This is a genomic window from Ruegeria sp. BF12, from assembly GCF_056538705.1.
Genome location: NZ_JBQFTP010000005.1, coordinates 24,429 through 39,186, shown reverse-complemented (window position 1 = coordinate 39,186; position 14,758 = coordinate 24,429). Strand labels below are relative to the sequence as shown.

General features: G+C 55.3%; 15 protein-coding genes. 10 read left to right on the top strand and 5 right to left on the bottom strand.

Annotation, left to right across the window (positions count from 1 at the left end):
* Positions 1 to 53: 53 nt before the first annotated feature.
* Positions 54 to 641 carry a TetR/AcrR family transcriptional regulator gene (locus ACR0J0_RS09960; RefSeq protein ID WP_480663477.1) on the top strand — a complete coding sequence of 196 codons (588 nt, stop codon included), beginning with the start codon at positions 54 to 56 and terminating at the stop codon, positions 639 to 641.
* Positions 642 to 655: 14 nt separating this feature from the next.
* Here ACR0J0_RS09960 and ACR0J0_RS09955 read toward each other — a convergent pair whose 3' ends face one another.
* Positions 656 to 1,567, bottom strand: a complete 912-nt coding sequence (locus ACR0J0_RS09955) for a pirin family protein (RefSeq protein WP_480663475.1) — start codon at positions 1,565 to 1,567, stop codon at positions 656 to 658.
* A 158-nt stretch (positions 1,568 to 1,725) separates the two neighbouring features.
* Between ACR0J0_RS09955 and ACR0J0_RS09950 the strand changes: the two genes are divergently transcribed.
* Positions 1,726 to 2,235, top strand: coding sequence for a hypothetical protein (locus tag ACR0J0_RS09950; RefSeq protein ID WP_480663473.1), 510 nt, complete (start codon positions 1,726 to 1,728; stop codon positions 2,233 to 2,235).
* Here ACR0J0_RS09950 and ACR0J0_RS09945 read toward each other — a convergent pair.
* From ACR0J0_RS09945 to ACR0J0_RS09935, 3 genes are read right to left on the bottom strand one after another with little or no spacing between them, the layout of a single operon-like run.
* Entirely contained in the window at positions 2,171 to 2,767 is a 597-nt protein-coding gene (locus tag ACR0J0_RS09945) for a TadE/TadG family type IV pilus assembly protein (RefSeq protein WP_480663472.1), read from the bottom strand. The two genes, ACR0J0_RS09950 and ACR0J0_RS09945, sit on opposite strands and share 65 nt — an antisense overlap.
* Positions 2,768 to 2,774: 7 nt before the next feature.
* A complete protein-coding gene (locus tag ACR0J0_RS09940) occupies positions 2,775 to 3,305 on the bottom strand; it encodes a TadE/TadG family type IV pilus assembly protein (RefSeq protein WP_480663470.1) in 531 nt (176 codons plus the stop codon).
* Positions 3,302 to 4,987, bottom strand: a complete 1,686-nt coding sequence (locus ACR0J0_RS09935) for a TadE/TadG family type IV pilus assembly protein (protein WP_480663468.1) — start codon at positions 4,985 to 4,987, stop codon at positions 3,302 to 3,304. Before ACR0J0_RS09935 ends, ACR0J0_RS09940 begins: the two co-directional genes overlap by 4 nt.
* Before the next feature lie 325 nt (positions 4,988 to 5,312).
* On the opposite strand from ACR0J0_RS09935, the gene ACR0J0_RS09930 reads away from it, so the two are divergent.
* The 4 genes from ACR0J0_RS09930 to rpoD all read left to right on the top strand — a co-directional run bounded on the left by ACR0J0_RS09930 (position 5,313) and on the right by rpoD (position 11,328).
* The gene (locus tag ACR0J0_RS09930) at positions 5,313 to 6,743 is read left to right on the top strand and encodes a Glu/Leu/Phe/Val family dehydrogenase (protein WP_480663466.1); all 1,431 of its coding nucleotides are present in this window, start codon (positions 5,313 to 5,315) and stop codon (positions 6,741 to 6,743) included.
* Between the two features lie 155 nt (positions 6,744 to 6,898).
* Complete coding sequence (locus ACR0J0_RS09925; RefSeq protein ID WP_480663464.1) at positions 6,899 to 7,195, top strand: hypothetical protein; 297 nt, start codon at positions 6,899 to 6,901, stop codon at positions 7,193 to 7,195.
* 80 nt (positions 7,196 to 7,275) lie between these two features.
* On the top strand, positions 7,276 to 9,225 hold the full coding sequence (gene dnaG / locus ACR0J0_RS09920; protein ID WP_480663462.1) for a DNA primase: 1,950 nt from the start codon (positions 7,276 to 7,278) through the stop codon (positions 9,223 to 9,225).
* Positions 9,226 to 9,339: 114 nt separating this feature from the next.
* Positions 9,340 to 11,328, top strand: a complete 1,989-nt coding sequence (gene rpoD / locus ACR0J0_RS09915) for an RNA polymerase sigma factor RpoD (protein ID WP_480663460.1) — start codon at positions 9,340 to 9,342, stop codon at positions 11,326 to 11,328.
* A gap of 193 nt (positions 11,329 to 11,521) precedes the next feature.
* On the opposite strand, the gene ACR0J0_RS09910 is transcribed toward rpoD, so the two are convergent.
* Positions 11,522 to 12,529 (bottom strand): helix-turn-helix domain-containing protein, encoded by a 1,008-nt coding sequence (locus ACR0J0_RS09910; RefSeq protein ID WP_480663458.1) that lies wholly within the window; start codon positions 12,527 to 12,529, stop codon positions 11,522 to 11,524.
* Between the two features lie 316 nt (positions 12,530 to 12,845).
* On the opposite strand from ACR0J0_RS09910, the gene ACR0J0_RS09905 reads away from it, so the two are divergent.
* The 4 genes from ACR0J0_RS09905 to ACR0J0_RS09890 all read left to right on the top strand — a co-directional run bounded on the left by ACR0J0_RS09905 (position 12,846) and on the right by ACR0J0_RS09890 (position 14,741).
* A complete protein-coding gene (locus tag ACR0J0_RS09905; protein ID WP_480663456.1) occupies positions 12,846 to 13,280 on the top strand; it encodes a thiol-disulfide oxidoreductase DCC family protein in 435 nt (144 codons plus the stop codon).
* Positions 13,281 to 13,829 carry a DUF4166 domain-containing protein gene (locus tag ACR0J0_RS09900; RefSeq protein WP_480663454.1) on the top strand — a complete coding sequence of 183 codons (549 nt, stop codon included), beginning with the start codon at positions 13,281 to 13,283 and terminating at the stop codon, positions 13,827 to 13,829.
* A 72-nt stretch (positions 13,830 to 13,901) separates the two neighbouring features.
* Positions 13,902 to 14,309: a hypothetical protein gene (locus ACR0J0_RS09895; RefSeq protein ID WP_480663452.1), complete on the top strand. Its 408-nt coding sequence runs from the start codon at positions 13,902 to 13,904 to the stop codon at positions 14,307 to 14,309.
* Between the two features lie 18 nt (positions 14,310 to 14,327).
* The gene (locus tag ACR0J0_RS09890; protein WP_480663451.1) at positions 14,328 to 14,741 is read left to right on the top strand and encodes a secondary thiamine-phosphate synthase enzyme YjbQ; all 414 of its coding nucleotides are present in this window, start codon (positions 14,328 to 14,330) and stop codon (positions 14,739 to 14,741) included.
* The last annotated feature ends 17 nt before the right edge of the window (positions 14,742 to 14,758 follow it).

Here is a 14,758-nt window from a genome sequence, read left to right as displayed (position 1 = left end):
GCGGTCGTTCAAGCGGGGTTCTATATGAACATGCGTTCATATACGGTGATGCAATGGCACGTACCCAAGGTTCACATTCAGACATCACCGGCCCGCGCATCCGCAAGGCTGCGCTGGGACTTTTTGCTCGGCATGGCTATGCCGCTGTGTCCATGCGACAGATCGCGAAGGAAGTCGGCGTGCAGGCCGGCGCGCTGTACAATTACACGCCGGATAAACAGAGCCTGTTGTTCCGTCTGATGCATGACCACATGCAAGACCTGTTGTCAGCCTACGCTGAACTGGGCAAACCGGGGGATGCAGAAGGTGCGTTGCGCCGTTTTGTGGGCTTTCACATTCGGTTTCACTTGCAGAGGCCGGATGAGGTGTTCATCGCCTATATGGAGTTACGCAATCTCACTCCCGAAAATTTCTCTGAAATCGAGGGATTGCGCAGGACTTATGAGGACTCGCTTGAGACCATTCTGAGGGATGGACAAGAGGCAGGGCTTTTCTCGGTTGCCGATACCAAGATCGCAACGCTGGCGGTGATTGCCATGTTGAACGGTGTGATGACCTGGTACCGGACAGGTGGACGATTGTCGCTGGACGAGGTCGAGCGGGTCTATTGGGATATGGTCAGGCGCGCCGTAACCGCCTGACCAAATTGCCTTTATCAGTGAGCGGCACGGATGAATGTGCCATTCCGCAACTCGCGGAACGCCTGCTCCAGTTCTGCTCGTGTATTCATGACGATCGGACCATGCCAGGCGACCGGCTCGTCAATTGGTGCGCCGGAAATCAGCAGAAAGCGAACACCTTCAGGCCCGGCTTGAACCGTGACTTCGTCGCCGGTTCCAAACCGTACGAGTGTTCGATCCCCAGACATGTCGCGAATGTTGACCTCTTGCCCGGCGACTTCTTTTTCCAGAAGTACACCAGTGGGTTGTGACGCGTCAGCGAATGCGGCTTGACCTTGGAAGACATAGGCAAATGCCCGGCGATATGTGTCGATGCGAAAGGTCTTCTTCACTCCGGCCGGGATCTGAACGTCCAGATATTGCGGATCTGCAGCGATGCCGTCCACGGGACCTGTCTTGCCCCAGAACTCGCCAACGATGACGCGCACTGTGGTGCCGTCGTCATCGGTGATCTCTGGTATGTCCTTGCTTTGAACGTCCTGATAGCGCGGCGCAGTCATTTTCTGGTCCGATGGCAGATTCCCCCAAAGCTGGAACCCGTGCATCTGGCCGACATCGTTCCCTTTGGGCATTTCCTGATGCAGGATCCCGGACCCTGCCGTCATCCACTGGACATCACCCGCGCCGAGCGTGCCCGTGTTGCCGAGGGAATCCGAGTGCTCGACGGTCCCAGACAGAACATAGGTGATCGTCTCGATGCCGCGATGAGGATGCCAGGGGAAACCCGCCTGATAGTCCTGCGGGCGCTCGTTTCGAAAGTCGTCGAACAACAGAAACGGGTCGAGCTCGGACGGGTCCTGAAACCCGAATGCCCGATGTAGCTTGACGCCTGCGCCTTCCATCGTCGGAACGGCTTTGCGGGTTTCCAGTGTCGGTCTAAGGGACATGTTGGCCTCCTGGTGTTGTGAGGATCATGTAACCTGTGCACGATCTGCGTCAATTCGCGTGCAAACACGCTGGCTGTGCAAAAATCGAGGGTAAGATGCCCTCTGTTTTTCGACCGTCAAAGCAGTTAAACCCGGGCGGAGCAGAGCAGGGGATGACAATGCAACAGGAAATACTGGCCACGGTCAAACCGTCAGCACCGAGGCGCTGGATTGGCGTGGGAATGCTGTCGATCGTGGGCGCGCTGGTGCTTTATGTCGCGCTCGCTACCCCGCCGGAACCGGCTTGGCTGGTCTTTTTGCTTGCGGTCGGAGCAGGCGCCTTTTGGTTGGCTTACCGCATGTGGCAAGCCACCAACGACTGGATCGAGCTGACCGAAACAGAGCTTCGAACTGGGGCAGGGCAACTCATTGCAAAGGTTGAGGATATCGAGACCGTCGAGCGCGGCGTCTTCGCCTTCAAACCCTCGAACGGGTTTTTGGTTTGCACGCGTAAAAAGGCGCCCAACACTTGGGCGCCAGGTTTATGGTGGCGTGTCGGTCACCGTATTGGCGTCGGTGGGATGACCTCTGCGGCAGAGACTAAGTTTATGTCTGAGGTGCTGACTACACTGTTGGTACAGTCTGCTGACAAAACTGATCCGACGCAGCCCAAGCGACCTTGTCGTTGAAGCGAGGCCGCGTGAAGACAAAATTGTCGAATGTGTAGTCGTCGGCCAGCCAGCTAATATTGAACGTCGGGACGTACCTGTTTCTTGTTTCAACAAGGATCAGCGTATCCTGATCAGGCATAGGCGGAAGGCTGTCTTTCAGTTGTCCGATGCTGCCGTTTTCCCAGTTTGCTGTAAAACCGCATCTGGTGTTCCCCATCACATAATGGCGTTTGTCTTCCTCATCATATCTGATCACCGTCACCCGCATTTCGAGTTGCGACTCATTACCAACCATCCGGTCCATCAGAATAAATAGCGATTTAAAATAAGTATCTGTGAGCGAGTAGGATTCCCGTGAGATCAGGTCACCGATTGTATAAGCTGCCTTCAGGTTGGCAGCACTTTGGCGGAAGCCGTCAAAAAAGCTGTAAGTGCCGGTTACCGTCCACACCAGCAGAGGGAAGATAAGGACATATTCAACCGTCAGCGATCCCCGCTCGTCACGCTTTGCGCGCCCCAGAAATCCACGAATCTTTGAAAAAATGGCCATGCCGTTCTCAAGGCTCCTGTACAAATGCAGTTGTGGCCGTGAGGGCAATCTGCCCGGTTTCGTCGACCAGAGCGCGCCTCATTTGGGTCGTTCGCAACAGAGGATCGACCTTGGCGCACGCCCGTAAGATCATCAGTTCGTTGGCTTGACCATTTTTGAAGCTCCGAACCGGTTTGACCTCTTCCGAGTTGTCGGTGCAATCTGGCTGTTCGGGCAGGTTTATTCCCTCATACGCGTTTTGAACGATCATTTCCAAGCGAAGGTTCTGATCACAATCATTGACCATGAGAGTGCGATCGCAAATCGATTTTTTGATCTGGTCATGGGTAAATGCCTTTCCGGTACCCAGGCGAATATCGCGTACAACCAGATCGACCGACCTTTCCAGCATGGATTGTTGCATCGTCACAAAGGCATACTCCATTGCGCCGACAATAAAGAGGAGGAGCGATGGGAATAAAAGCACGAACTCGAGCGTAACATTGCCGTCTTCCGAGCGTTTGAAACGCACCACTTTTGCCAGTGTTTTCCGTATCATTGGGTCAGTCTCAGCTTTTTGATCGAAGACGCGATAGAAGCAAACGCTTCTTCCAAAGAGATGCCCTCGGGATCATTGAATTCATCAACGTTGTAGACATGGCTGTCTGAGCTAGCGCAGTTCTTGATCGTAGTCAGTCCGTGGCTGGGCGCTTCAAAAGCGATACCGTAGACGATTACGCCCTTGTTCTTCGCGGCAGTACAGATGTTTTTTGTTCGCGTGTCCTTTGTTGATCCACCGACCGAGGAACGTGCATCCCAATACCAATAGTTTTCGTGATTGTTCTGCCAGTAAAAATTGTTCTTAGCATTCCACCAAAGGGATGCCAGATTGAACAAGTCCGGATAGTTCAAGCGAACAGATGTTCCGATCTCTTCATTCGAAGAGTTCTCATTTTCGGGGTTTCCAAACGGGTGATCGGCAGTCACGTAGCTGCCACCGTTTTTTTCGGTATGCTGCATCCAGACCCAACGATCCGGGTCCCGGGAATAGCGAATGCTGTATTCGCCTGTCTTGCCGTTACCTCGATCGTATTCTGGGTTAAACCAAACTTCCGTTTCGCCGCTGCGGAATTCATCTTTCAAGAAGTACTGGCTCGTATTTTTCCCGTCCGTCATCACAATGACGATTTTCAGTACATCTGAATTGTATTCTTCCGGGCGATTATTGTACTTGGTCGGAACCGTTCCCTCTTGTGCCAATTTGCTTACAATACCCCTGAACTGGGGGTCCAACATCGCGCTGCCCCACTTCATACCCAGGTCAATCGACGTGTTGCCGCTGGCTGTCAGCTGATCAATCCGTTGGTGCAATACGTCGATATCATCTGTTACCGGGGTGATTTCACTGCCAGCACGAGTCGGGCAGACTCGGTATTTTGGATATTGCTCAGCCCCGTTCGAGTATCTCCACGGGTCAAAGTGCGCTGTCCGCTCGTGCACCGCATTAGGATCAATAGATGCGTCGCTGAACTGGCTGCCCGAGAAGTTAAGGCAGTGAGAATAGTCGTGTTCTGACGATACTTTCGTGAACTTTCCAAGGATCCCTTCGCCCGCGTTAACCTGAGTCGCATAGGGGATGATCGACATGGAAATTTTGCTTTCACCAGTCTTGTTGAGCATCAGCGTAACAAAGTCCTTGGCTGCAGAGCGAAGAACTTGAATCTTGGTCTTTCCCGCTTCGGCCGAAGGGTCGTTCATTGATCCTGACATATCAAGCACCAGCGAAATCTCGACCGAGCCAATGGATTCTTCAGCTGTGCTGGTGACGCGGGCCTTAAGTGTTTTCACACCTGAAAGCCTCATGAAATTGGTATTGACGAGGACGTCAGCGGTGGCCGTCACTTTACGTGACCCCAGACCCGAGACAACTATGGGTTCGCCTACGAGTGTACCGGGCGAACCCGACGTCGCCAGATAGGATTTCACAACATCCGAAGGAGGCAGTGTCTGGTCAAGGTCAGCTGCTGCAAGAACTGCACGGTCAAGTGTTGCCTGAAGATTAGCCCGATCACGCTCGAAGTTCATCATATCGACGCCCATTCCGGTCGTCGCGACGATCAACAAGAAGGTGAGAACCACGAAAACGATGAACGATCCGTCTTCGTTCCGGGCAAAGCGTCGGGCTTTCGATTCTTTTTCTTTAATGCCGTTCGAGACGTTTCTAAAAATTCGTCTTGCCATTTTGCAGTCCCCGCTGAGCAGACATACGACGCTGCTAAGGAAAAGTTAACGTTTGATAAATAACGGCGAAACGTGGCGTGAATTGGGCAAATTCGCCAGGTAATTGGCAAGTTTGCCCGTGGGCTAGGGATAATTGCTGATCTTTGGGCTCTCTGTTTTCGGTCGGGGGACAATTTCGCTGGTTCGGGCAGAAGACGCGACTCAACCCCGCTCAAAGATATTCACGATGATTTTGCCGTTTTATTTCTGCTTAAATATTGATCGTTTACCCAATGGGTGCGACAAAACGTCAGAACGCCAGTCGTTCGTTGGCACGGAGGATTAAATGACGGCCACTAATGAACCCAGCTTTCGCGAGAGTGTAGACCTGATGTTTAACAGGGCGGCGTCCCTGATGGATCTTCCGCCAGGGCTGGAAGAGAAAATCCGGGTCTGCAACGCCACCTACACGGTTCGCTTCGGTGTTCGACTGCGTGGCGATATTCACACGTTCACCGGATACCGCTCGGTCCATTCCGAGCATATGGAGCCCGTTAAAGGCGGGATACGCTATGCAACGGCCGTGAACCAGGATGAGGTCGAGGCGCTTGCTGCTCTGATGACCTATAAATGTGCTTTGGTCGAAACGCCTTTTGGCGGGTCCAAAGGTGGTTTGCGTATCGACCCGCGTAAGTACGAAGAGCACGAGTTGGAACAGATCACGCGCCGCTTTGCGTATGAACTGGCCAAGCGAGACCTTATCAACCCGTCGCAAAACGTGCCGGCCCCCGACATGGGGACGGGTGAGCGTGAGATGGCGTGGATGGCGGATCAGTATGCCCGGATGAACACCACGGACATTAACGCGCGCGCTTGTGTGACAGGTAAGCCGCTGAATGCCGGGGGTATCGCTGGCCGGGTCGAGGCAACGGGCCGGGGTATCCAGTATGCTCTGCGCGAGTTTTTCCGCCACCCGGAAGATATCAAGAAGGCAGGCCTGTCCGGTAAGCTGGACGGCAAGCGCATCATTGTTCAGGGGTTGGGCAACGTGGGATACCACGCTGCGAAATTCCTCAGCGAAGAGGATGGCTCACGAATCGTGGGCATCATCGAATGGGATGGCGCGCTTTATAATCCCGATGGAATTGACGTGGAATCGGTGCGTCAGTGGATCGTCAAACATGGCGGTGTCAGTGACTATCCGGATGCGACGCACTCGGCAGAGGGCGGTGCAGTTCTCGAGGAAGAGTGCGACATCCTTATTCCGGCCGCTTTGGAGGGCGTCATCAACCTCTCCAACGCTGACCGGATCAAAGCACCGTTGATCATCGAAGCTGCGAATGGTCCTGTTACCGCTGGTGCAGACGAGATCCTGCGTAAGAAAGGCACGGTCATCATTCCGGATATGTACGCAAATGCTGGTGGTGTGACGGTGTCCTATTTCGAATGGGTCAAGAACCTGAGCCACATTCGCTTCGGCCGCATGCAACGTCGTCAGGAAGAAGCGCGACACGAACTGATTGTCAGCGAACTTGAACGTTTGGATCGGTACCTTGGCGATGCCTGGTCGATGTCTCCGAACTTCAAGTCCAAGTACCTCAAGGGCGCGGACGAGTTGGAACTGGTGCGCTCGGGTCTCGATGACACCATGCGAATTGCTTACCAGTCGATGCGTGAGGTTTGGCACGATCGTGCGGACGTCGAGGATCTGCGGACCGCGGCCTATATCGTTGCGATCGACCGGGTCGCAAAAAGCTATCGCGCCAAAGGGCTGTAATGGTCTGAACTCAGGGGCAATCAGGCTTATGTCAGATTGCCCCAAAAACTTGACACCGGATCAGTCCAGCACAAATCGTACTTTGAAAACGGTCATGGCAGGCACCGCCCGCGGCGGGTAAGCTGCTGCGAAAGAATCGATTACCGGAGTACCCCATGTTGCGTATCGCGATCGCTGCTGCCTTGCTGGCCACACCATTGGCCGCAGAAGAGAGCAAAGAACAAAGCTGCCAATATCAAGCAGATGTTGTTAAGGCGATTCAGCAGGCTCGGCTGGACCGCGTCAAAGAACGCGATGTGCCCCAGGCCGTGGCTGACACCGGCCCGACCTGGCCCGAAAACTACAACGCGGCGATTCCCCTGATTACGCCTTGGGTCTATGAGCAAAAGATGCGCGATGTGCGCAAAAAGGATCTGGGTGCCGCATGGCTTGAGCTGTGTATGCAGCAATAATCCACAGCCTCATCATTTCCTTGTGGACAACCGCGCGTCATACCCTTGGCGCGCGTTTCCATTTCTGCCAAGTTTGACCCATGTCTTTGCCCCCCGGATTTCTGGATGAACTGCGCACCCGGTTGAGCCTGTCTCAGGTCGTCGGCCGAAAAGTCATGTGGGATCAGCGCAAGTCCAACCAGGGCAAAGGGGACATGTGGGCGCCTTGCCCGTTTCACCACGAAAAGACGGCGTCCTTTCATGTCGATGATCAGAAGGGGTTCTATTACTGCTTCGGATGTCACGCCAAGGGCGACGCGATCAGTTTTGTAAAAGAGACCGAGAATGTCTCCTTCATCGAGGCAGTGGAGATTCTGGCGCGTGAGGCTGGGATGCCGATGCCCGCGCGGGACCCCAAGGCACAAGAAAAACAGGATCGCCGGTCTCAACTGGCTGAAGTTATGGAGCAGGCGGCGCAGTTCTTTCGCCTGCAGCTCAAAACTGGGGCCGGGGGCGCCGCGCGTGATTATCTGACGCGCCGGGGCTTGGACGCGCAAGCGCTGGACCGGTGGGAGATCGGATTTGCACCGGACAGTTGGCAAGCCCTTTGGGATCACCTGCGCGGTAAAAACGTGGCCGAGGATCTGATCCTTGGCGCAGGTCTGGCAAAACCTTCCAACAAAGGCAAGAAACCCTATGACACCTTCCGCAACCGGATCATGTACCCGATCCGCGATCCGCGTGGACGCTGCATTGCGTTTGGCGGGCGGGCAATGGACCCCAGTGACAATGCGAAGTATCTGAACTCGCCCGAGACCGAGCTTTTTGACAAAGGACGCAGCCTCTATAACCACGGACCTGCCCGACAGGCGGCGGGAAAGGGTCAGCCGCTGATTGTGGCCGAAGGGTACATGGACGTGATCGCACTGGCTGAGGCTGGGTTTGGAGCGTCGGTTGCACCGTTGGGCACTGCCATCACGGAAAATCAGCTACAACTCCTGTGGCGTATTTCGGATGAGCCGATTATCGCACTGGATGGTGACACGGCGGGTTTGCGCGCTGCGATGCGGGCGGTCGATCTGGCTCTGCCGTTGTTGGAGGCCGGCAAATCCCTGCGCTTTGCGCTGATGCCCGAGGGCAAAGACCCCGACGATTTGCTGCGCGCCGAAGGGCCGGGGGCCGTGCAGGCGGTGTTGGAAAGCGCGATTCCTATGGTCAAGCTGCTGTGGCAGCGTGAGACCGAAGGGAAAGTGTTCGATAGCCCCGAGCGTAAGGCGGCGCTGGATAAATCGCTGAAGGAAAAGATCAAGCTGATCCGAGACCCCTCGATCCGTTCTCACTACGGACAGGAGATTAAGGATCTGCGCTGGCAGCTGTTCCGCCCACAACGCCAACCGCAAAACCGCCAATGGCAACCGCGCGGCAAGTGGCAGCCACAAAAACAGGCCGCAACTCCGGGCGCGCGCGCTTCTTTTCTGGCGTCTTCGGAAAATGCAGACATCCGAATGCGCGAAGCCGCCATTCTGGCAATCGCTGTCCTGAACCCCACTGTTGTGATCCAATTCGAGCACCAGCTGGAAGAAATGGAATGCCATGATCCCGATCACGCTGCACTACGCGCTGCCATCCTAAGGCACGCCATCGACGATCCGGATCATCTGAAAGACCACATTATTGAAACTTTAGGCCCCGCAATCCTTGAAAACCTGCTGGCCCTTCGCCATGTCGCAGTAATCCCCTGTGTGTTCAAACCAGGCGACGTTGAAAAGGCCGAGATCACGCTGGCCGAGGAACTCGCAAAAATCAAAGCGCTCCGGGGGTTGGATGCCGAGATTGCCGAAGCTGCAGAGGAATTGTCCGATCTGGCCGATGAGGCGCTGACATATCGGCTGGCGCAAGCCGCCGAAGAGCGTAACCGCACGAGCCGCAGCCAGAATGAGGACAGGGCGGTTTTCGACATCGCCGACAATGGCGCGCGAATCAACCGCGACGAGAAAGACGCGTTTAAGGCGATCATGTCTGGCATCAATTTTGAACGGAAACGTCGTTAAAGTGATGTTTTCGTAAGGCACTGGAAAAGAAAAACGGGTAAACGGGTGGCCGAATCACTTCTACGCGCTAATGATTCGGTTCAAACGAATCACCCATCCCTGCAGGAGCATTGAATGGCCGCCAAAGACACGACCGAAGATCGCAAATCCGAAGAGCAGGAACAGGAAATCTCGCTGGACATGAGCCAGGCCCAGGTCAAGAAGATGATCGCTGAGGCTCGCGAGAAAGGCTACATCACCTACGATCAGCTCAATCAGGTTCTGCCGCCTGATCAGGTGAGCTCGGAACAGATCGAAGACGTTATGTCGATGCTGTCCGAGATGGGCATCAACATCATCGAAGATGAAGAGGCCGAAGAGGAAGAGAATAAAGGCTCGACCGAACTGACCACCACCGATAGCAATCGTGAGGTTGCGCTGGCCGGTGCCGCCACTGAAAAGCTGGATCGCACCGATGACCCTGTGCGCATGTATCTGCGCGAAATGGGCAGTGTCGAACTGCTGAGCCGTGAGGGCGAGATCGCCATCGCCAAGCGGATCGAAGCAGGGCGTAACACTATGATTGCTGGTCTGTGCGAAAGCCCGCTGACCTTCCAGGCGATCACCATCTGGCACGACGAATTGCTGTCGGAAGACATTCTGCTGCGCGACGTCATTGACCTGGAGGCCACGTTCGGCAACCAGTTGGATGAAGACGGCGGTGTTGAAGAGCCTGTTGTCGATACGTCTGCCGTTCAGGCGGCGAAGCCTGCCAAGGAAACCGGTCCCGAACTGGATGCCGATGGCAATCCGCTGAACAACGATGACGACGACGATGATGACGATCAGGCCAACATGTCGCTGGCCGCGATGGAAGCCGCGCTGAAGGATCAGGTTCTGACCACGCTGGAACGGATCTCGACCGACTTCGCCATGTTGTCGGAAATGCAGGACAGCCGGATTTCGGCTACCCTGAACGAAGACGGCACGTTCTCTGCGAAGGACGAAGAAACCTATCAGAAACTGCGTGCCGAGATTGTGGAGTTGGTGAACGGCCTGCATCTGCACAACAACCGGATCGAAGCTCTGATCGACCAGTTGTACGGTATCAACCGCCGGATCATGTCGCTGGACAGCGCGATGGTGAAGCTGGCTGACCAGGCTCGCATCAACCGTCGCGAGTTCATCGAGGCCTATCGTGGCCGCGAGCTGGATCCGAACTGGCTGGCCGAGATGGCCGACAAGCCGGGCCGGGGCTGGCAGATGTTTATCGAACGCTCGACCGCGAAGGTCGAGGAACTGCGCAACGATATGGCTCAGGTCGGTCAATATGTCGGTCTGGATATCAGCGAATTCCGCCGCATCGTACAGCAGGTTCAGAAGGGCGAAAAAGAGGCGCGTCAGGCCAAGAAGGAAATGGTCGAGGCCAACCTGCGTCTGGTGATCTCGATCGCCAAAAAGTACACGAACCGCGGCCTGCAATTCCTTGATCTTATTCAGGAAGGTAACATCGGCCTGATGAAGGCGGTGGACAAGTTCGAATACCGCCGGGGGTACAAGTTCTCGACCTACGCGACCTGGTGGATCCGTCAGGCGATCACGCGTTCCATCGCAGATCAGGCGCGAACCATCCGTATTCCGGTCCACATGATCGAAACGATCAACAAACTGGTTCGGACCGGTCGCCAGATGCTTCACGAGATTGGTCGCGAGCCGACGCCGGAAGAACTAGCTGAAAAGCTGCAGATGCCGCTTGAGAAGGTTCGCAAAGTGATGAAAATCGCCAAGGAACCGATCTCGCTCGAAACACCGATTGGCGACGAGGAAGACAGCCAGCTGGGCGATTTCATCGAGGACAAGAATGCCGTGCTGCCGCTGGACAGCGCCATTCAGGAGAACCTCAAGGAAACGACCACACGGGTTCTGGCCTCACTTACCCCGCGCGAAGAACGTGTTCTGCGGATGCGCTTTGGCATCGGTATGAACACCGACCATACGCTGGAAGAGGTTGGTCAGCAGTTTAGCGTGACACGCGAACGTATCCGTCAGATCGAAGCGAAAGCGCTGCGGAAGCTGAAGCATCCCAGCCGGTCGCGAAAGTTGCGGTCTTTCCTGGATCAGTAAAGTCAAAGGCGCCTTAATCGAGGCGCCTTTTTCTTTCCGGCTTACGTGATGATCACGATGTCCGGTTTGCAATTCAATTTGGCGAGAAGTCACAAGGCTGACGGCCGCAGGATCTCTATATCCTAAAGGTCCACTCATGGGACAGGCCGGGGCGAGGTGTTGCCGCTGGTGACCCCCGGCCACATACCCAATGTCAGGACTCCAGGCGGTTACGGAATGTGCTGGGGGCCTGACCGGTCCACCTCTTGAAAGCGTTCGAAAAGGCTGGCTGGTCGGCGTAGCCAAGCGAATAGGCAATTTCGGACAACGGAATCCCGTCCGTAAGAAAGGTCTGCGCAAGATCGCATCTCAGGTCTTCGACGATCTCGCGATAACTGGTGCCTTCTTCATTCAACCGCCGTGCAAAGGTGCGTGGGCTCATACCCAGATTGGCCGCCGCGTCGTCGGCCTGAATGATCGTTCCGGGCAGGGATCGCGTGATCAACCCTTCGACCTGTGCCCTGAGCTGTTGCGTTGGCTGCCTGCGTTCGGCCAAAATGCGGTCACCGTAAGCTAGGAGGTGTTCCCGTAAACTCGGGTCATAAGTCGGCACGGGCAAGTCCAGCGAGGACAAAGTGAGGACGATTTCCAGCCTTTCCGCTCCGAAGGTCACCGGAAAGCCCGCCAGTTTTTGGTAGCGCTTGCTGCTCGCACCGACCTCATGTTGGAACCTGATTTCGATAGGGAAGAAATTTGTCTGCGTCAGGGAACGAATACGCGCCAGCGCGGCAAACATCAGAAACTCGGTCCGTCGGTGATACCGGGCGAAACTGGCGTCCTTCCAGTCACCTTCGATTGCAGCGAAGTTTCCCGCGACCCGCAGGGTGAAGGACAATGCTGGGTCGATAAGACTGTGAAAACGCGACGTGTTTTCCACCACCTGCTTCAGGTCCCGCGAGTACTTACTGATATAGGCGGTCACGCTGGATGATGCGGTGAACGCCAACCCGGCCCGGGCTGAAAAAGTAACGTCGTTCAACGCGTCGCAAGCATAACGGGCGAAAAGAGCTTCTTTGTGCGCACTGAATGTCGTTACGGGCGGCGCTATGTGTTCGCGGCTGACGCCGCATTTGGCAAACACACGGTCAACAACTGCGGAATCCTCCGCGCATTGATCCAGCGTTCTGGCCAACACTTGAATGCGGGCAATATCGACGTCCATTTATTACGACCATTTAATCTGAGTGTTAAACTTTTATCTACTTTGGCTGTCTTTTCGGAGGGGCGCGTATCGTCTGTCACATATTCAAATTACATTGGCGGAATTACGCAAGACCGCAGTCGCCAGTATGACTATTTTCCGCGCGTTGTCGGGTTGGAACCTTTTAGGGGATGAGGTCAGAGCCCAGGAAACTTGTCGTGCAGACTGCCGGAGGCTCCCCGACACATTCAACCCACAATGATGCCCAGTGTCGCATTGCCCGACTGATGCGGCGGTGTAATGGTCTGATGCAACGGAATTATCAGGCGTATCTGACATGACCGAACGAGCAACTGAACTGGCGGATGGTCAGGATTTCATCGTCTTTGACGGAGAATGCGTTCTGTGTTCCGTTTTTTTTAAATTCATAGTGGCGCGGGACAAGGTGCAACGGTTCAGATTTGCCACCGCGCAGTCTCCTTTAGGTCAAAGGTTGTATTCTGAGCTTGGGTTGCCCACACGGGATTTGGAAACCAACCTCGTTGTCGCCGACGGCGTGGTTTACCAGCGGCTGGATGCGTTCGCAGCGGCCATGCGGCATTTACCGGGGATCTGGTCCGCTTTATCGGTCTGCAGGCTTCTGCCTGGGTTTGTTAAAGATCCTCTGTATCGTGCGATTGCCAAAAACCGGTACGCGATCTTTGGGCGTTCGGCCACGTGTATGGTCCCGGACCCTGCGTTGCGGTCCCGTTTCCTGCCCGAGGGGTTCTGATTGAAACCGGATCCCTTTTTGCAGGCCATTCCCGCGCGGGCGGAGCTGCCAAAGGCCATCGAAATGCTGCATGGCGGTTCTGGTCAGTATTCGGGCCGGTGCACGGTCGAAACGGGTTCGGGGCGGTTCATCGGATTGGCGTTGCGCCTTGGGCAAATGCCACCCGAGGGTAAGGATGTTGCGGTGCAGCTCAAGGTAGATCGGGACGGGCCTGTCTGGGTCTGGACACGCGATTTTGATGGTCACACAACTCGCTCCCGGCTTACCTATGACCATGACCTTGGCTGTGTCCGTGAACGATTTGGCCAGCTCTCAATTTGGCTCGTGCCGATATTTGAGGATGGGCGTTTGTCGATCCGGATCAAGCGTCTCAGCTTTTTGGGCATTCCTTGCCCTAAGTTCATGCTACCGCGTTCAAGGACCGTGGAATGGGAGGATGGCGAAGGCCGGTTCCGGTTCGACGTGTCTGCTGATATGCCGTTCCTCGGGGCTTTGATCCGATACCAGGGCTGGTTAACGTCCGATCACGCGCAGGTGGTCAAAGACTGAATTGATTGTGAACCGGCTTTGCCCGTTTAGGAAGTATACTATTTCAAAAATCACCTCGTAACAGGAAAGAGTATGATTATGAAAAAGGTTGTGACTTTAGCGGTTTCCGCCGCGTTCTTATTGAGTGTGCCCGTAACTGCATCCGCCGCGCGCAATGGATATCAGACGGTCGCGTTGAGCAGTACGGTATTCGAAGTAATTCCGCGAACGCGACGCGATGTTGACGGGTACTGGTGCGCGGCTGCGGATTTTGCTCGCAGAACACTGGGTGCCGGCTGGCAGCAGCGCATTTACGTTGTGCGTGGCTACGGGCCTAGTGAAGCAACGGGGCGGCGGACCTCCGTTAAGTTTTCGATAGCGCCGCCCAAAGGGGGGGTTGCCCAGCAAAGCAGCTCGATATCGTCCGGCTTTACCCCCGGCGAAAGCATGTCGGTTCAGGGCGCAAACGGTCGTTGCAACGTCCGCCCGTTCTTCAACTGATCCAGGACTGACAACCGAATGCAGACCGAGTTTATTATTTCGACGAAAGGTCCGGGGCTGTACGAATTCACCTCGGACGTGCGCAACTGGCTCAACTCGGTCTCAGGCGACGGTTTGCTGACGTTGTTTGTGCGGCATACATCGTGCTCGCTGGCCATTCAGGAAAATGCCGATCCCGAAGTGCAAACGGATCTGCGCGCCTTTTTTGAAAGGCTGGTTCCGCCATCCGATCATCCCGCCATGGCATATTTGCGGCATACTTACGAAGGCCCTGACGATATGCCTGCCCATATCAAGGCCGCGCTATTGCCTGTGTCGCTGTCTGTTCCAGTGTCTTTAGGTCAAATGGTGCTGGGAACGTGGCAAGGCATCTATCTGTTCGAACACCGTAATGCGCCGCACGTCCGGCGGGTCGCAGCACATTTCGCCTGACCCCTTTATCTTGCGGT